This window comes from Actinospica sp., from assembly GCF_035552695.1.
Lineage (GTDB): Bacteria > Actinomycetota > Actinomycetes > Streptomycetales > Catenulisporaceae > Actinospica.
Genome location: NZ_DASZKT010000047.1, coordinates 1 through 17,189 on the forward strand (window position 1 = coordinate 1; position 17,189 = coordinate 17,189).

The 17,189-nt window shown below is 69.4% G+C and carries 15 protein-coding genes; 12 read left to right on the forward strand and 3 right to left on the reverse strand.

From position 1 onward, the window contains the following. A partial coding sequence (locus VG296_RS07920; protein ID WP_325564644.1) for a zinc-binding dehydrogenase occupies positions 1-289 on the forward strand: 289 nt, incomplete at its 5' end. Positions 290-320: 31 nt separating this feature from the next. Here the strand turns inward: VG296_RS07920 and VG296_RS07925 are convergent. Beyond that, positions 321-2,183, reverse strand: coding sequence for an LCP family protein (locus tag VG296_RS07925; RefSeq protein ID WP_325564645.1), 1,863 nt, complete (start codon positions 2,181-2,183; stop codon positions 321-323). A gap of 237 nt (positions 2,184-2,420) precedes the next feature. Here VG296_RS07925 and VG296_RS07930 point away from each other — a divergent pair, with 237 nt between their 5' ends. The 5 genes from VG296_RS07930 (at position 2,421) to VG296_RS07950 (ending at position 9,251) form a co-directional block, all read left to right on the forward strand. Further along, the gene (locus VG296_RS07930) at positions 2,421-3,764 is read left to right on the forward strand and encodes a DUF2254 domain-containing protein (protein WP_325564646.1); all 1,344 of its coding nucleotides are present in this window, start codon (positions 2,421-2,423) and stop codon (positions 3,762-3,764) included. Between the two features lie 44 nt (positions 3,765-3,808). Continuing rightward, the gene (locus VG296_RS07935; RefSeq protein WP_325564647.1) at positions 3,809-5,143 is read left to right on the forward strand and encodes a hypothetical protein; all 1,335 of its coding nucleotides are present in this window, start codon (positions 3,809-3,811) and stop codon (positions 5,141-5,143) included. 167 nt (positions 5,144-5,310) lie between these two features. Continuing rightward, positions 5,311-6,474, forward strand: a complete 1,164-nt coding sequence (locus VG296_RS07940; RefSeq protein ID WP_325564649.1) for a sugar ABC transporter substrate-binding protein — start codon at positions 5,311-5,313, stop codon at positions 6,472-6,474. Positions 6,475-6,522: 48 nt separating this feature from the next. Next, on the forward strand, positions 6,523-8,091 hold the full coding sequence (locus VG296_RS07945; RefSeq protein ID WP_325564651.1) for a sugar ABC transporter ATP-binding protein: 1,569 nt from the start codon (positions 6,523-6,525) through the stop codon (positions 8,089-8,091). A 95-nt stretch (positions 8,092-8,186) separates the two neighbouring features. Then, complete coding sequence (locus VG296_RS07950) at positions 8,187-9,251, forward strand: ABC transporter permease (protein WP_325564653.1); 1,065 nt, start codon at positions 8,187-8,189, stop codon at positions 9,249-9,251. A gap of 34 nt (positions 9,252-9,285) precedes the next feature. On the opposite strand, the gene VG296_RS07955 is transcribed toward VG296_RS07950, so the two are convergent. Further along, a complete protein-coding gene (locus tag VG296_RS07955) occupies positions 9,286-10,224 on the reverse strand; it encodes a TIGR03621 family F420-dependent LLM class oxidoreductase (protein ID WP_325564655.1) in 939 nt (312 codons plus the stop codon). Between the two features lie 202 nt (positions 10,225-10,426). Between VG296_RS07955 and mscL the strand changes: the two genes are divergently transcribed. The 3 genes from mscL to VG296_RS07970 are packed head-to-tail and all read left to right on the forward strand — an operon-like array spanning position 10,427 to position 12,450. Beyond that, entirely contained in the window at positions 10,427-10,996 is a 570-nt protein-coding gene (gene mscL / locus VG296_RS07960; RefSeq protein WP_325564657.1) for a large conductance mechanosensitive channel protein MscL, read from the forward strand. Between the two features lie 40 nt (positions 10,997-11,036). Then, on the forward strand, positions 11,037-11,546 hold the full coding sequence (locus VG296_RS07965) for an FBP domain-containing protein (protein ID WP_325564659.1): 510 nt from the start codon (positions 11,037-11,039) through the stop codon (positions 11,544-11,546). A gap of 1 nt (position 11,547) precedes the next feature. Further along, a complete protein-coding gene (locus VG296_RS07970; RefSeq protein ID WP_325564661.1) occupies positions 11,548-12,450 on the forward strand; it encodes an alpha/beta hydrolase in 903 nt (300 codons plus the stop codon). Here the strand turns inward: VG296_RS07970 and VG296_RS07975 are convergent. Beyond that, positions 12,413-12,838, reverse strand: coding sequence for a hypothetical protein (locus VG296_RS07975; protein WP_325564663.1), 426 nt, complete (start codon positions 12,836-12,838; stop codon positions 12,413-12,415). The two genes, VG296_RS07970 and VG296_RS07975, sit on opposite strands and share 38 nt — an antisense overlap. 37 nt (positions 12,839-12,875) lie before the next feature. Between VG296_RS07975 and VG296_RS07980 the strand changes: the two genes are divergently transcribed. The 3 genes from VG296_RS07980 to VG296_RS07990 form a co-directional block, all read left to right on the forward strand. Beyond that, on the forward strand, positions 12,876-13,904 hold the full coding sequence (locus VG296_RS07980; RefSeq protein WP_325564665.1) for a hypothetical protein: 1,029 nt from the start codon (positions 12,876-12,878) through the stop codon (positions 13,902-13,904). 281 nt (positions 13,905-14,185) lie between these two features. Beyond that, on the forward strand, positions 14,186-16,513 hold the full coding sequence (locus VG296_RS07985; RefSeq protein WP_325564667.1) for an MMPL family transporter: 2,328 nt from the start codon (positions 14,186-14,188) through the stop codon (positions 16,511-16,513). A gap of 18 nt (positions 16,514-16,531) precedes the next feature. Continuing rightward, on the forward strand, positions 16,532-17,189 hold a 658-nt coding region (locus VG296_RS07990; protein WP_325564669.1), incomplete at its 3' end, for an SDR family oxidoreductase.

Consider the following 17,189-nt stretch of genomic DNA (forward strand, 5'->3'; position numbering starts at 1 on the left):
GGCGCACTCGGTGGCCTCGGTGCGCGAGGAGGGGACGATCGTCATCTCCGGCGCGACCTCGGGCCCGAACCCGCCCGCCGCGCTGACCCGGATCTTCTTCCACCAGCTGCGCGTGGTCGGCTCGACGATGGGCTCGCGCGACGAGCTGGCCGCGCTGCTGCGCTTCTGCGCGAACACCGGCGTGCGACCGGTGATCGACAGCATCCTGTCGCTGCGGGACGAGGCGGAGGCCGGCTTCGCCAAGATGGAGGCCGGGGACCTGGTCGGGAAGATCGTCTTCGAGCTCTGACGACGGGTCGGCCGCCCGCGGGTCAGCCCGGCTACGGGTGGCCGCCGAACCTCACCGTGTCCGGCAGGTCGGAGCAGAGGCTCTCGTCTCCGGTCCGGCTCTCCGCGCTGATCGAGGCGGAGGGCCCGCCGGCCGACTGGGCGTCCGGGCCCGTTCCGCTGCCGCCCCCGGGCGCGGCGACCAGGCCCGCCGGGCGGCTCTGGCCGACCACCAGGGTCAGCCCGCTGACGTAGCCGCTCTGCTGGAGCGTGACCGAGCCGACGATCCTGGCCTGCAGCGCCCGCGCCCGGGCCAGGTCGCCGCGCGGGTAGAGGATCTCCGTCTGGCCGTAGCCGCTATAGCGCTTGCTCGTCGGGCCCACCTGCGCGTCGAGGCCGAGGGTCTTGAGGTTCTCGGTGGCGTAGAGCGCGAGGTGCGGCACCACCGTGCTGTTGTAGACCTCGATCGGCACGCCGTTCAGCGAAGCGGCGCCGGCGGCGTCTGCAGTAGCGGCGGTGGCGGCGGTGCTCGCGTTCGCGGTGGGCGACGGGTTCGCCGACGGCGTGCTCGGCGTCGTGCCGAAGGTCGCGGCGGCGGTCGAGCCCGGCAGCGGCGAGTCGTCGCGCAGGGCCGTCCACACGTCGTCGAAGCCGGGCCCCGGGATGACGCGGTTCTGATTCCCCGGGTCGAAGCCGTAGGGCACCGTGATGAACTGGATGTAGTGGCTCTTCAGGCTCTGCACGCTCCCGGCCAGCCCGACCATCGCGTTGATCGAGTCGAGGCCGGTGTCCACGGTCAGGTTGCCGGTCACGGCGTCGGCGATCTTGTACAGCGTGATCGGGTCGCCGAGTGTGCCGCCGCTGGCCAGCTTGTTGAACAGCGAGGTGACGAACATCTGCTGCATCCGGATCCGGTTCAGGTCGGTGCCGTTCGCCAGGCCGTGCCGGTCCCGCACGAAGGCGAGCGACTCCGGGCCGCTGACCGTGTGCAGGCCCGGGCTGAGGACGAGTCCGCTGTAGTTCGGGTCGTTGATGCCCGGCGGCGGCACGCACACCGTCACCCCGCCAACCGCGTTCGTCAGCGCCTGGAACGCGTTGAAGGTGATCTCCACGAAGTGGTCGATCCGGATCCCGGTCATCTGCTCCACGGTCGCCACCGCGCACGTGGGCCCGCCGAGGTTCATCGCGAGGTCGAACATCGCCGCGGTCGCGGCCGGGACGGTCTGCGTCGGGTCGAGCCGGCCGCGGCACTCCGGGCGCGCCACGATCAGGTCGCGCGGGATGGAGACGACGGTGGCCCACTTCCGCTCGGCGTTGATGTGCACCAGCATCGCCGTGTCCGAGATGTCGGTGCCCAGCTTGCTGGAGTTGCCGAGATGCGATCCGCGCTGGCCGTCCCGGGTCTGCGAGCCGAGCAGCAGGATGTTCTCCGGGAGGTTGCCGAAGCGGTCGGCGCGCGCGGCGGCCGGACGGTCCGTCAGCGAGTCCAGCGACTCGGTGTCCACCTGGCCGAACAGGTGCTCGTAGGCGTAGGTGCCCAGGGACGCGACCGCGAGGATGACGCCCGCGCAGATCGAGGCCGTGGCCTGGAACGCCCGCTTGCGCCGCGGGTTCGGGCTCGCCGCGCGGGCGGCCTTCACGGCGGCTCGGTGCCGGGCCCGGCCGTGCGGGTCGAGCTCGTCGAGGTCCAGGTCCTCGTTGATCCGGGCGCCGCCGGCCTCGGACTGGACGTCGGCCCGGTGCGACGCGGGCGCGCGGGTGTGTCCGCCGCGTCCGCCGCGCGCGTGTTCACCCGTTCGGCCGACGCGGCGCGGACTCGGCTCGGCCGTGTTCGGCGGCCGCCACAGTTCCTCCTCGGAACGCTGGGGCTGCTGCGGGTGCCAGGGCTCGTTGCGCCGGTCCATGGAGTGCGACATGTCCTTCCGCCGACTGGTCTGACGAGCTCACGACGCGCCCCGCCGGTGACTCGGTTGCACCGAGGGTAGCGATTGCGGCGGCGGAGAGTAATCAGGCGGGAGAACTGTGATCTTCCGGCAATCCGCCGGTCGGATTAGCCCGGTTAGAGTAAAGGTGGTGTGCCGGGAAGTCTGGTCGGCGAGGATTCAACGCTCCGTTGATTCCGTTCCTTCGAGGTTCCGGAAGCAGGTGCACCCGTGCCGCGCCGAGTGCGACCCGAGGCCCAGTGGCTGGCCGAGGCTGCGCGCACCAATCTCTGGCTGGTGCCCACGGCCGAGACTTTGTGTGTCACGGTGCTCTTCCTCATCACCCGTGCGGTGGATTCGGCTGCTTATTACCGTGGCTGGCATCTGCCCGGATGGGTGATCGCGGGCAGCGCGGACGGCGCCAGGCAGATCCTCACCACGCTCGCCGCCGCGCTGATCACTGTGGTCGGCGTCGTCTTCTCGATCATCCTGGTCGCGCTCACGCTCACCTCTACCCAGTTCGGCCCGCGGATGCTGCGCAACTTCATCCGGGACCGGGGCACGCAGTGGACGCTCGGCACCTTCGTCGCCACCTTCGTCTACGCGATGCTCGACCTGGTCGCGGTCGGCGGCGGTCCGCACGGGGACTTCGTGCCGCACATCTCGATCACCGTCGTGCTCGGGCTGACCCTGATCGATGTCGGGGTGCTGATCTACTTCATCCACCACGTCGCGGTGATGATCCAGCTTCCGCAGGTGATCGCCGGGATCGCGCGGGACCTGGCCGAGGCGGTGGAGCACGAGATGGGCTCGCAGGGCGGCCGGGCGCACTCGCGCACCGCGCCGGAGGTCGAGGTGCTGCGCGCGATGATGGAACGCGGCGGCGGCGTGGTGGCCGCGCCGGAGAGCGGCTATCTGCAGTTCGTCCGGCGCTCGATGCTGGTCGACCTGGCGGTCGAGCACGACGCGGTGATCAAGCTGCACCACCGTCCCGGGCACTTCCTCGTGCGCGGGCACCCCTTTCTGACCGTCTGGCCCGCCGAGGCGGGCCCGGAGATCGAGCGCTGGCTGCGCCGTTCGCACATCGCCGGCCCGCACCGCCCGCTGACGCAGGACGTCGCCTTCGCGGTGGACCAGCTCGTCGAGATCGCCATCAGAGCCCTGTCGCCCGCGGTGAACGACACCTTCACCGCGCTCACCTGCATCGACTGGTTGGGCGAGAGCCTGTGCCGGATCGCCCGGGACTGGGATCCCGACCCGATCTGCCGGGACTCCGACGGCCTGGTCCGGCTGATACTCGCGCCGATCTCCTACGACCGGCTCGTGCAGCGCGCCCATGAGAAGGTCCGGCAGGCGGCGGCCGGCATGCCCGCGGTGTTGATCCGCCAGCTCGACGCGCTCGTGCTCATCACCGGCTCCACTCGCCGCCCCGAGCAGTTGCCGGTGCTCCTCGCGCAGGCCGAGATGATCCACCGGCTCGCCAAGGAGACCGTGCCCGAGCCCGCCGACCTCGCCGACATCGAGGACGCATATCAGGAGTTGGTGACGCTGCACCGTGGGGATTCAGGCGTTTAAATAACGCGAGGATTCGCTTCTGGATCTTTACGTCGCGTCGGCGGATGGCGCAACGTACGGCCGTGAAATCTGTCTACGGGGACACGCCACGCCGACTCAAACTGCTGACGGCCGCGCTCGCGCTGCTGGGTCTGTTGCTCGGCCTCATTTCCGCGCTCGGCCTGACCCGCGACTCCGCGAGTCTCAGCAGCCTGAAGTCGCGGACAACCGAGGTTTCGGCGACGGGCGAACTCTATTACCGGCTCAACGACATGGACGCGCAGGCAGCCAACCTGCTGCTGGTCGGCTATCATCCGGCGCGCGGCTTCTCGGTGCCCACCTCGGTGAACGCGGCCGCGTCCTTCAACGCGTACAACACGGACCGGAGCGCCGCGGATGCGGACCTTGAACTGATCGCCGAGAATCCGTCCCTGAGTTCGCAGGCGAAGGCGCTGCTCGACAGCCTCGGCAGCTACGAGGCGGACGTCGCCGACGCGTTCTACGTCGATCAGCAGGCCGCCACGGGACAGCAGCCTGCGACACCGCCCGCCGAGGCGCTGGCCGAGTACGAGACGGCGTCGGCGATCCTGCACGGCTCCATGCTGCCCGCATCGTCGCAGATTGCTGCGACGGACGGCCAGGAGGTCGATTCCTCGTATTCGTCCGACCATTCGGCCATGTCGCTGTTCGGCTACGCGGTCCTCGTGCTCGGGCTGATCGCCGTCGCCGCGCTCATGCTCGGCAACCACTACTACGCGCGTCGCTTCCGCCGCCGTCTCAGCTGGCTGTCCGCCGGCGCGATCGTCGCCCTCGTGACCGGGCTGCTCGGTCTGTCCACGCAGCTCACCGCGGCCGATCACCTGCACGTCGCGAAACATGAGGCGTACGACTCGATCTACGCACTCGACCGCGCGCAGGCCGTGTCCGACGACGCCAACGCGGACGAAAGCCGCTGGCTGCTGGAGAATCGCGGACCGGAGTTGCAGACCTCCTTCCTGCAGAAGGTCGCCGAGGTGGGGGGCGCCGGCCGCGGCGGGTATCTGGGCACTGAGCTGGACAACATCACGTTCCCCGGCGAGGGCCAGGCCGCGACGGCGGCGGCGCAGGCGTTCGACACATACCTGCAGGACGACAAGAGGATCCGATCCGACGCGAACGGCGGCGAGCTGGCGGCTGCGGTGGCTCTCGACATCGGGACCGCGCCCGGCCAGTCCAACGCCGACTTCAACGCGTATATGGCGGCGCTGGGCAGGGTGATCCAGATCAATACCGCGCAGTTCGACGCGGCTGTGGATTCCGGCGTCGGGGCCTCCGCGTGGGCCGAGTTGGTGATCGGCGGGCTGCTGCTCCTCGCCTTCGTACTTCAGGCGGGTCACCTGCGGCTGCGCGAGTATCAGTGATCAACGATCATGAACTCCAGGACAGGTCGGAGGAATCGCCCGGCGACCGAGGTCATCGATTGATATCGAGTCCATTGCCGAGCATTGACGCTCTCAGTCATCGGATCTATCGTGGCCCGCGAGCAGTCCGGATAAAGAGGTCCGGACACCGACGACTGGAGGTCCCGGTGCGAGTGCGCCGTAGCGCGAGCCTGTTCGCGGCCTGTCTGACCCTCGCGGCGCTGACCGCGGCGGGCTGTTCCTCCAAGGCCCCTGGATCCGGAAGTACGAGTGCCGCCACCGGGAGCGGTCCGATCAAGATCGGTGTGGCGCTCACCTACAACAACACAGCCTTCTGGGCCGCGTACATCAGCTATGAGCAGACGTATGCCGCGCAGGACAATGTGCAGTTGGTCGGCCCCGAGCTGGCGCAGGCCGACGCGTCGCTGCAGAATCAGCAGATTGAGACATTGGTGAACGAGGGCGCGAAGGCGATCATCGTGAACCCGGAGACCGCCACCAGCCTGAGTCCGGCGATCGCCTACGCGAACGCGCACGGCGTGCAACTGGTCTCGGTGGACACGATCGTCGGCTCGGGCCAGGTCTACATGGTCGTGCGCGCCTCGAACACGCTCTACGGCCAGGATGCGTGCTCTTATATATCGTCGAAGGTCAAGAGCGGCTACGTGCTCGACCTCGAGGGCGACCTGACCTCGTCGAACGGTGCCGACCGGACGAACGCCTTCAACTCGTGCATGCAGCAGAACGACCCCGGTGTGACGCTGCTGAAGGACCCGACGGCCTGGACCGAGTCCACCGCCGTGACCGACGCGCAGAACGCGCTCAACGCCTACGGCAGCAAGCTCAAGGCGATCTACTCGCAGTGGAGCAGCCCGGACACCGGCATCCTGCCGCTGCTGGCGAACAAGGGCTACGGCAAGGTCGGCTCGGCCAACCACGTGATCGTCGTCAGTGACGACGGCGTGGCCTTCGAGATGTGCGACGTCCAGCAGGGCACGCTGGACGCCTCGCAGTCGCAGCCCGCCGACCTCTACGCGAAGTACGCGCTGCAGTACGCGGTGGACGCGGCCAAGGGCGTGAAGCTGAGCGCGGGCCAGGCCGGTGGCGGCGCACCGACGCTGCAGAACGTGTCCTACAACGGCGACACGAACCTCGCCGACCCGATCGTCGCCCCATTCGTCACCGCGAGCACGCTCAACCTCACGCTGACCTCGCCGGTGGACAGCCTGCCCGGCTCGCTGGCCACGACCCCCGTGACCGACAACAGCCTGTGGGGCAACGTGTACGGCGCGGCGCACGGCGGCGTGTGCTCGAGCGGCGCGAGCTCCTGATGGCGACGACGTGCACGGAGTTCCAGATATGACGACGGAGTTCCAGATATGACGACGGCGACGGCCGTGGCAGCGCGCGGGATCCACAAGAGCTTCGGCTCGACCCGCGCGCTGCGCGGCGTGGATCTCGCGCTGGCCCCGGGCCGCTGCCTCGGCCTGGTCGGGCGCAACGGCGCGGGCAAATCGACCATGGTCTCCATCCTCAGCGGCCTGCAGCGCCCGGACGCCGGCGAGGTCACCTTCGACGGCGAGCCCGCGCCCCCGGCCGGCGCGGTCCACGCCTGGCGCGAGAAGATCGCGACCGTCCATCAGCACTCGATGATCGTGCCCGAGCTCACCGTCGCCGAGAACGTCTTCCTCGGCCGGCTGCCGAGCCGGCGCGGCCGGGTGGACTGGTCGAGCGTGCGGGCGGATGCCAGGGCGGTGCTGGGCGAGTGGGGCACCGCCGTGGACGCGGCCGGGCTGTGCCGCGACCTGAGCGTGGAGCAGCGGCAGATCGTCGAGCTGGCCAGGGCCGTCGCGGCGGGAACCAGGGTCCTGCTGCTCGACGAGCCGACGGCCGCGTTGGAGCACGACGCGGTCCAGCGGCTGTTCGCCCGGGTCCGCCAGCTCGTGGATTCGGGAGTGGCGGTGCTCTACATCTCCCACCACCTCGAGGAAGTCTTCGACATCTGCGACGACGTCGCGGTGCTGCGGGACGGCGAGCTCGTGCTGTCCGCGCCGACCATCGCCTTGCGGACGGACGACCTCGTGAACGCGATGGTGCACGGGACGACGACGCCGACGACCACGACGGTCGCGACACCCCCGGTCACCGTGCAGAACCTCGTCGCACCGGAGGTGGACTCGTCCGCGTCGTCTTCGTCGTCGCCCACCTCGGCTGTCCTCGAGGTCAGGAATCTGAGCGTCGCCTCGCCGAACGGGGACCTGAGCGGCGTCTCGCTCTCGGTGCGGCCGGGGGAGAGCGTCGGCGTCATCGGCCTGATCAGCTCGGGCGTCGTCACCCTGGGCCGGACCGCGGCGGGTACGCAGAAGGCCGACGAGGGCGACATCGTCGTCGGAGGGCGGACTCTGCCGCCGGGGGACCGCGCGGCCGCGCTGAAGGCGGGCGTCGGCTACATCCCGGAGGACCGGCGCATGGCGGGCTTCGTCGGCGGCCTGTCGATCGCCGAGAACATGACGATGTCCGTCACCGACCAGCTCAGCGCCGGGAAATTCGGCATCCTCGGCCCGCGTGCGGTGATCGAGGCGGCCAAGCCGTGGGCCGAATCCCTCGCGCTCGTCTCCTCCTCGCTCAAGCAGCACGTGGACGACCTGTCCGGCGGCAACCAGCAGAAGGTCACCGTCGCCCGGGCCCTCGCGCGCGGACCGCGGCTGCTCGTCGCGATCACGCCGACCCGCGGCGTCGACGTGGCCTCGAAGGAACTGCTGCTCCAGGCCTTGCGGCAGGCGGCGGACGCGGGCGCCGGCGTGCTGCTCGCGACGGACGAACTGGACGACCTCGCGTACTGCGACCGGGTGCTCGTGCTCGTGCGCGGCCGGATCGCGGCCGAACGGCCCGGCGGCGAGCTGGACCGTGCCGCGCTGATCGCGGCGATCGAGGGTGTGGCGGCATGAACACCCCATCGGGCGCGAACCCTTCATCGGAATCTTCATCGAACCCTTCATCGGATTCATCAGGCATGTCGGAAGACGAATCGGGAGTACCGTCCGTGACCCAGACCCGCGAACCAGACGCCGCGGCCTCCGACACCCCGCCACAGCGTCGCGGCGGCCTCGGCGGCTTCGGCGGATCGACCGTCGCGCTCGGCTTCCTGCGCGAGGCCGCCCTGCTGCCCGTGCTCGTGGTGATCCTGGTGGTCGGCGCGGTGATCAGCCCGGTCTTCCTGACCACCGACAACCTCATCTCGGGCGTCGGCCAGCAGGTCTCCGCGCTCGGCGTCACCGTCGTCGGCGAGAGTCTGATCCTGCTGATCGGCGGGATGGACCTCTCGCTGGAGGCCACCTACGGCCTAGCGCCGATGGTCGCCGCGTGGCTCATCGTGCCCAAGGCGGCGTTCGGCTCCGGCCTGATGTGGAACCCCTATCTCGGCATCCTGGTCCTCTTCGCGATCGGCGCCGCCGTCGGCCTCGTCAACGGACTGCTCATCGTCAAGGCGAGACTCAACGGATTCATCGTCACGCTCGGTATGACGGTCCTGCTGGCGGGCCTGCAGAACGGCGTCGTGCAGGGCCAGTCGCCGTACCAGCTGCCGCAGGCCTTCGGGTTCCTCGGCACCGAGTACCTCGGCAAGGTCCCCCTCTCCCTGGTCGTCGCCGCGGTCGTCTTCATCCTCGCCGGGCTCTTCCTGCGCTACCACCGCACCGGACGCGCGATCTACGCCATCGGCGGCAACCCGGAGGCCGCCCGCGCCGCCGGAATCCGCGTGGACCGCGTCAAGATCGGCGTCTACATCGTCGGCTCGATGCTCGCCGCCCTGGGCGGCCTGATCGAGGCCGGCCGCGTCTCCTCCGTCACCGGCGACCAGGGCTACCAGGAAGGCATCATCTTCACCGTCTTCGCCGCGGCCGTCATCGGCGGCGTCTCGCTGCAGGGCGGCAAGGGCACCATGCTCGGCGCCGCCAGCGGCGTCGTGCTCCTCGGTCTCGTGCAGAACATCATCAACCTGTCGAACGCCCCGAACTACTGGCAGCTCGCCATCAACGGCGGCGTGATCCTCTTCGCCCTGGCGCTCGCGAGGATCGTGGGCGGTGAGTCCTCAGCGGAGAAGGCGTGAGTGGGGTGGGGTGATCTGGGCTGCCGGCGCGGCGTCATCGTCCGGCAAGCTCCTCCACCACCGGCGCGAGCGCGTCGAGGTCGAGGGCGACGAACGAGCTGATGCCGAAGCGCTGACGCAGTTCCACGCACTTGCGTGTCAGATCATTGATGCTGCCGATGAACACGTGCGGCGAGTCCAGGATCTCCTCGGCCGTCAGCTCGACGCCCGTCCGGCTTCGGATCTGGTCGGCGCGGCGGCGCGCCTCGGCGAGTGGGGTGTTCGTGATCACGACGGGGCCGCCGACAGGAAGGGTGTTGAGTTCCAGGTCGTCGAAGCGGTCACCTGCGGCTTCGCGGATCCAGCCGATCTTCTCCGCGGTCGCCGCGGCGGTCATGCTCCGCGGGTCCAGGCCGTTGTCGGCCGTCGAGCGCGTCCCCAAGCTGATGATCTGGGCCTCGCGCGCGGCGAGGGTCAGCAGGCGCTTGCCACCGCCGCCGAGCAGAAGCGGCGGGTGCGGGCGCTGTACCGGCTCGGGCGCGCCAACGTGGTCCGTGACGGTGTAGTGCTCGCCAGAGAAGGAGAACGGCCCGTCGGCGAAGCAGCCCTTGAGGATCGCGATCGCCTCGGTCAGCCGCCCCAGGCGCGCACCGGGGGTGTCGAAGGGGATGCCGATGGCATCGTGCTCCGCCTTGTTCCAGCCCGCGCCGAGCCCGATCTCCAGCCTGCCGCCGGAGAGCGCGTCGAGTGAGGCGAGCTCCTGAGCGAGCACGGCCGGATGACGCAGGTTCACATTCAGCACGAACGTCCCCACCCGAAGCCGCTCGGTCGCCGCCGCGACTACCGCCAACGGCAGCAATGATGCGTAGCCGACAAGGTGGTCCGGCAGAACGAACACGGAGCAGCCAACGGCCTCGGCCTCACGAGCCACCGAGGCCAGCTCGGCGAAACGGCTGTTCACGTTGAGCGACGCCAGGAATCGGAAGGGACGCATGAAGTCATCTTCACCAATGACGCAGAACTATGACGGCTGGTCACTGACGGAAGCCGAGCTCGATACGGCTACCCGCCTCAGTGTCGTCGTGCTGTGAGATACTGCGCGCGCCCGAGGTTGTCTTCGGGTCCTTATCAACGATCCGTCCGTCCTCAGGTCCGTCCCCCATCCGTCCGTCATCAGTCCTTCTGGAGCGCGCAGCGTGCACGGGTTCCTCAAGTTCATCGTCCGCGGGAACATGATCGGCCTCGCGGTCGGCGTCGTGATCGGCTCGCTGTTCAGCAGCCTGGTCCAGGCCTTCGTCGAGACCTTCATCACGCCGTTCATCAGCATCATCTCGGGGCACAAGGGTGCCTTCGCGCAGATGTACTGGACGCTCGGCAGTACGAAGATCATGTACGGCAGTTTCATCAACGACGTCATCACCTTCGTGCTGATCGCGGCGGCGATCTACTTCCTGATCGTGATGCCGGTCAACAAGATCGCCGAGGCGATGAACCCGTATCACGACCTGGCCAAGGCCAAGCGCTCGTGTCCCGAGTGCCTGAGCGCCATACCGGCGCGGGCCGCGCGCTGCAGCTTCTGCACGTCGCAGGTCGCGCCGATCACGGATGACGAGTCGGATCAGCTCATCGAGACGGTGCCGGGCGAGATCAAGCTCGGCGAGACCGCGCCGGACATCAAGCTCAAGACCGGCGACGTGACGCTGGGCGGCGGCGCGGGTGCGGGCGCGGGCGCGGGTGCCGGAGCCGGTGTAGGCACGGTCGCCTAATGGGCTCGTGATCCACTCGAGCTTTGTCTAGGGTGTCGGCATGGAGGCATTAACCGAAGCCGCGGTGCGCAATTCCTTCGTCAACTGCACGAAGGGCGAGGCGCAGCGGATCAATCTGCCGGGCCAGCTCGACGAGATCTTCTGGGAGCAACTCGACTTCCTGGGCTGGCGCGACCCCAAGGCGGAGCAACGCGCCTACATCGTCGTTCCGTGGACGGACGGGCCGGTCGGCATCGTGTTGCGCCGCCCGCAGAACCGCCGTGGCGGCAGCCTGCTGCGCAGCTCGATGTGCTCGATCTGCCTGACCGTGCACGCTTCCTCGGGCGTCACGCACTTCGCCGCCGCCAAGGCGGGAGCGGCGGGTCGGGCCGGGAACTCCGTCGGCAACTACATCTGCGCCGACTTGCAGTGTTCGCGGTACGTGCGCGGGGTGCTCAAGTCCGAGGCCGCGACGACCATGGAGGAGTCGCTGGACCCGGCCGAGAAGGTGCTGCGGCTGCGCGCGAAGCTTGCGGGGTTCACCCGGAGCGTGCTCGGAAGCGAGCCCTGACGTGGGCGAACGGGTGGAGTTCGTCACCGCGGACGACGGTTGTCGGCTCTGGACGGTGCGTAGCGGAGTCGAGGGCGGGGGCGACGCGGTGGAGCGGCACGGGTTCGTGCTCTGCCACGGCGGGCCGGCGTTCTGGGACACGCTCGGGCCGATCGCGCGGATGCTGGAGGACTTCGGGCCGGTCGTCCGCTGGGATCAGCGCGGCGGAGGCCGCAGCCAGTGGCAGGGGCCGTATACGGTCGCGCGTTTCCTGGCCGATCTTGATCAGATCCGGGCGCACTACGGCTTCGACGAGGTCACACTGCTCGGGCACTCGTGGGGCGCGACCGTCGTGCTGCAGTACGCGCTCGCGAGCGCGTACCGGGCTCGGGTGCGCGGGCTGGTGTACGTCGCGGGGATCGGGCTCGGCCGGAAGACGTGGATGCCCGAGTTCGCAGCCAACAAGGCGGCTGCGTCCAAGCCGTACGACGCGGAGACCGCCGAACTCGAGGCCGTCGACGCGCGTACGCCGGAGCAGGAGCGCCGGTTGTGGCAGCTGCGGATCGCGGGGGAGTTCCCGGACCGGGCTTCGGCGCTGGAGCTCGCGGCGACGCAGGTCATCGAGATCTTCGATGAGGACGAGCCGGTCTACGCATCGCTGCACGACGAGGCCGACGCGTACGACGCGGCCGAACTGGAGGAGCGTGCCAGGGCCCTCGACGTACCGGTGCTGATCGTGGATGGCTTGAGCGACCTCCGGCCGCGTTCCGCGGTGGATTCGCTCGCGGCGGCGCTGCCGAGGGTGACACGCGTCAAAATCGCCGACGCGGGGCATTTTCCCTGGCTGGACGCGCCCGAGGCGTTCGAGGGGGCGTTGTCCGGGTGGCTCATCGATCCCGCGTGGTGGGGCGCGTCGGATCGGTGAGGGTCGCCGACTGGGCGTAGCCGTCCATCCCGGTCAGCCGCAGTCCTGGACCAGCGCCCGGGCCGAGTAGGAATTCGATCTCTGCTATCTGGTGCTCGAAGACGTCGATTCGGCGGTAGATCACCGGGATTCCGGCCGGCTCGCCGTCGGCGTATTCGATAGCGCGCATGACGCGGATCTCGCCAAGCAGCCCGTCGCCCCCGGCGCTGGCCGCCACCCAGCGGTCGGCGATGCGCACCCGCCAGCTCCACCTGATCCCGCATACGAACGACTTCTGCGGCTGCCCGAACCACTCCAACAGGTGACGCGCATCGTCCTCCGTCGTGCCGAAGACCAGCGCTCCGCGAGGCAGCCGCGCGCCGAACTCGGGCACCAGTTCGATCTCCATACTCGCATTCTCGCGTGCGGCGACTAATCTGCGCTTCATGAGGAGACGCGGGCGGGGGCACGGCAACATCTTCGGCGACTCAGAGCCCGAAGAGTCGCTGCCCGAGTTCGATCTGTTCATCCACGAGTCGGCGGGACGCCGGAGGCCGGCCGCGGGGCGCTACCGCATGTATCGGACCGGAACGCCGCGCATGTACCGGGCTCCGCGCATGTACCGAACGCCGCGCACGTACCGAGCGCCGTTCGCGAGCTCGGGCGCTCACTCGTCCGCGCGGCGGGCCGTGGCGCGCCCGGTACGGCCCTGGGTGCTCGGACTGCGGCTCGCGCTCTGTTCGATCGTCCTCGTGCTCGGCCTGATCGGGCTGGCCGCCGAAGTGTCCCAGGCGGTCGGCGGCTACTCGGACGCCGGGACGATGGCGAGCGCGCCGACGTGCGAATCCGCGGACCCGGTGACCACGACCCTTGCCGCCGCGTGCGTCGCCACGGACGAGATGGTCGCACCGGACGGGGTCTTCAGCGACGCGGGCGAGGAGTCGGTCGAGCTCGACCCGCCGTCCGAGAGCCTTTCGAATCCGAACTCATCGGGCTTCGACTTCAACTTCGTTTCGTTCCCAGGCAATGCCCAGTTCGACGCGGCGGTCGGCGACGGACCGGCTTCGGTGCGCGTCGAGTACTGGAAAGGTCAGATCGTCACGCTTACGGCCGGTAGTCAAAGCGTCACTGTAACTACTGATCAGAATCCGAACAATATCGGCGGAGTCGGGGTCGGGGGCGCGCTCATGTCGCTCGGCTTCGTGCTGATGGGGCTCCTGATGTTCATCGGGATCCGCGCAATCCGGCTGCGATGGCTACACCCCGGAATCAGACTGAGACTCTTCGTGTGCGGATTTGCCATGCTGAGTCTCGGCGCCTTCGCCGCGGGTGTCTGTTTGGTCAACCAGCCGGGCCGCGTCGCGCTCGTCACCGTGATCGCGACTCCGATCACGGTGGGGCTGACGGCGTTGCTGTGGCTCGCGCTCTGGTCGGGACACCGGAAACGGGTGCGGCTGGTGTCCACGGTCCGCTGAATCACCCGTCACACTCGTTGGCTTGAATGGGTATTTATTACCCGAGTGTGAGCGCATGGTCACCACGACGTTGTCACAAGTTCGTGAGAACGCTAAGAAATCGGCTTGATTGGTGCGCGGCGTCGGAAATGCATGGCACCCTTGCAGGAACGCTCCGGGGTGAACCGGGCGTAGCACTGACAAGATCCTTAAACATCGCAAAACTCCGATCCATCCCGTAACCCCGCAATACCGCCCTGTGCACGAGCGCGTGGTGGTATCCGCTACCACAGGGAGACCCGTTGACCGCGCTTGCGCTCTGGTGTACCCGGCATCGGCTTCTGGTCGTGCTGGCCTGGGTCCTCCTTCTGCTCGGGCTCGGCGCCGGAACGCTGGCGAAGGGCTCGGCGTACAGCTCGAGCTTCTCGCTCTCTGGTACGGACTCGACCCAGGCGCAGCAGTTGCTGGACGAGGCGTTCCCAGGTCAGACGGGGGACGCCGCGACGCTGGTGTGGCATGTGGACTCGGGCACCGTTCGGGCCTCGTCCGTGGAGAAGTCCATCGAGTCGACGCTCAACACGATGGAGAAGCAGGGCGGCGTATCCAGTGCCGTCAGCCCGTATAGCGGCGAGGGCGCGGGCCAGATCAGCGCGGACGGCAAGACCGCGTACGCGAACCTCACCCTCGACGACGCCGGCTCCTCGCTCTCCAAGGGTGGGGCCGAGACGCTGATCTCCGAGGCGCACGCGGTCGTGAGTTCGGGCCTCGAGGTCGAGGTCGGCGGCAACGCCGTGGAGAACGCGCTGCAGAGCCCGGCCGAGAACAGCGAGGCGGTCGGCATCGCGGCCGCGGCGATCGTGCTGTTCCTCGCCTTCGGCTCGCTCTTCTCGATGTTGCTACCGATCCTGACCGCGGCGGCGGGCGTCGGCGGCGGGCTGCTCGCGGTCGGGCTGCTGAGCCACACGATGGGCATCGCCAGCTTCGCGCCCACGCTCGGCGCGCTGGTCGGGCTCGGCGTCGGGATCGACTACGCGCTGTTCATCCTCACGCGACATAGAACCGGGCTGCTCGCGCACAAACCCATCGACGAATCGATCGGGCACGCGGTGACCACCTCGGGCCGCGCGGTCCTCTTCGCGGGCGGCACGGTATGCGTGTCGCTGCTCGGGATGCTCGTGCTCGGCGTCGGCTTCCTGGACGGCGTCGCGATCGCCACGTCGTTGACCGTGGCGATCACGGTCCTGGCCTCGCTCACGCTGCTGCCCGCGCTGCTGTCCTACCTAGGCCCGCGCGCCCTTTCCCGGCGGCAGCGGCGCAAGCAGGAGGAGGCGCGGAAGCACTCCCGGGCCGCGCTGGTGGGCCTCGCCGCCGTGCAGGCGCCGGTGGCCGTCACCCGCGGGCTGTGGCACCGCTGGGCCGACGCCGTGCACCGCCGCCCCCGCTCGTTGAGCTTCGCCGCGCTCGTGCTGATGATCGCGCTCGCGATTCCGACGCTCTCGCTGCGCCTCGGCACCGCGGACAGCGGCAACGACCCGACCGGCAGCACCACGTATAAGGCCTATGAGATGCTGTCGAACGGCTTCGGTCCCGGGTTCAACGGCCCGCTCGACGTCGCCGCGAAGGTCTCGAACTCCGCGCAGCAGGCGGACGTGAGCAAGCTGATCACCGCGCTCGAGCACACCTCCGGCGTGGCGAGCGTCTCCGAGTCGGCCGTGGTCGGCCAGGGCAAGGGCGCGATCGACGTGATCACCGTCATCCCGAGCACCTCCCCGCAGTCCAGCGCGACCGCCGGCCTGATCAGCACGCTGCGCGAACACGTGATCCCGAACGTCTTGAGCGGTACCGGCGTCCAGGCGCACGTCGGCGGCGAGGTCGCGACCAACGTGGACTTCGCGAGCGTGCTCACCGCGAAGCTCCCGCTGTTCCTCGCGGCGATCGTCGGGCTCAGCTTCCTGCTGCTCCTGCTCGCCTTCCGCAGCCTGCTGATTCCGTTCACCGCGGCGGTGATGAACCTGCTCGCGACGGCCGCGTCCTTCGGCGTGGTCTCGGCGTTCTTCGAGTGGGGCTGGGGGTCCACGGCCCTCGGCATGGGCGGCGCGGGGCCGGTCGAGTCCTTCCTACCGGTGATGCTGATAGCCATCCTGTTCGGGCTGTCGATGGACTATCAGGTCTTCCTCGTCTCTCGGATGCACGAGGAATGGACCCGCGTCGGCTGCACGACCAGGGCGGTCAAGTGCGGCCAGACCGAGACCTCGCGGGTGATCACCGCCGCCGCCACGATCATGATCTGCGTGTTCTGCGCCTTCGCGGTGGGCAGCCAGCGGGTGATCGGAGAGTTCGGCATCGGCCTCGCCGCCGCGGTCTTCCTGGACGCCTTCGTGCTGCGGACGGTGCTCGTTCCGGCCGCGATGCACGTCTTCGGCCGCTGGAACTGGTGGATTCCGCAGTGGCTGGGACGCTCCCTGCCCCGGCTCACGGTCGAACCCTCGCCGGCCGAGGGCCTGCCCTCACCGCTCGCCCCGCCGCTGAGTCCGCCCAGGCTGGCCCGGGTGCCGGGCCAGCGGACCGGGCTGTCCGTCCATCCGAATGTACGAAACACCACGCCCGCGCCTGGCGCGAATGGGGCCTAACACGCCTACACTCCCCTTATGCGTACCGTCATCGCCGGTGGTCATGGCCAGATCGCGCTCCGCCTGTCCCGAATCCTGCACGCCCGCGGTGACGAGCCCGTGGGCCTGATCCGCCGAGCCGAGCACGCCGCGGACGTGCGCGCGGCGGGCGCCGAGCCGATCCTGCTGGACCTTGAGGCGGCGTCCGGGGCGGACGAGGTGGCCGAGGCGCTCAAGGGCTCCGACGCCGTGGTGTTCGCGGCCGGCGCGGGGCCGGGCAGCAGTGTGGAGCGTAAGGACACCGTGGACCGCGGGGCGGCGGTGCTGCTCGCGGATGCTGCCGAGGCGGCCGGCGTGCGGCGCTACGTGATGATCTCGTCGATGGGCGCGGACGCGGACTCCCAGTTCGAGGGCGACCCGATCTTCCGCGCCTACCTGCGCGCCAAGGGCGCCGCGGACGACGACCTGCGCGCCCGCCCCGGCCTCGACTGGACCGTGCTGCGTCCCGGCAGCCTGCGCAACGACCCCGGCACCGGCCGCGTCCTGCTCGCCGAACGAACCGGCCGCGGCGCCATCCCCCGCGACGACGTGGCCGCCGTCCTGGCCGAACTCTTGGCGAATCCGGGCACCGCGGGCCTGACGCTCGAGCTGATCGGCGGCGTCACCCCGATCCCGGAAGCCATCGCCGCCCTCGGGT

Excerpts from the sequence above, each read along its gene's own strand:
- VG296_RS07975 (WP_325564663.1), bottom strand. The coding sequence starts at position 12,838 with ATGGAGATCGAACTGGTGCCCGAGTTCGGCGCGCGGCTGCCTCGCGGA.
- VG296_RS07965 (WP_325564659.1), top strand. The coding sequence starts at position 11,037 with ATGGAGGCATTAACCGAAGCCGCGGTGCGCAATTCCTTCGTCAACTGC.
- VG296_RS07935 (WP_325564647.1), top strand. The coding sequence starts at position 3,809 with ATGGCGCAACGTACGGCCGTGAAATCTGTCTACGGGGACACGCCACGC.
- VG296_RS07945 (WP_325564651.1), top strand. The coding sequence starts at position 6,523 with ATGACGACGGCGACGGCCGTGGCAGCGCGCGGGATCCACAAGAGCTTC.
- VG296_RS07980 (WP_325564665.1), top strand. The coding sequence starts at position 12,876 with ATGAGGAGACGCGGGCGGGGGCACGGCAACATCTTCGGCGACTCAGAG.
- VG296_RS07925 (WP_325564645.1), bottom strand. The coding sequence starts at position 2,183 with ATGTCGCACTCCATGGACCGGCGCAACGAGCCCTGGCACCCGCAGCAG.
- VG296_RS07955 (WP_325564655.1), bottom strand. The coding sequence starts at position 10,224 with ATGCGTCCCTTCCGATTCCTGGCGTCGCTCAACGTGAACAGCCGTTTC.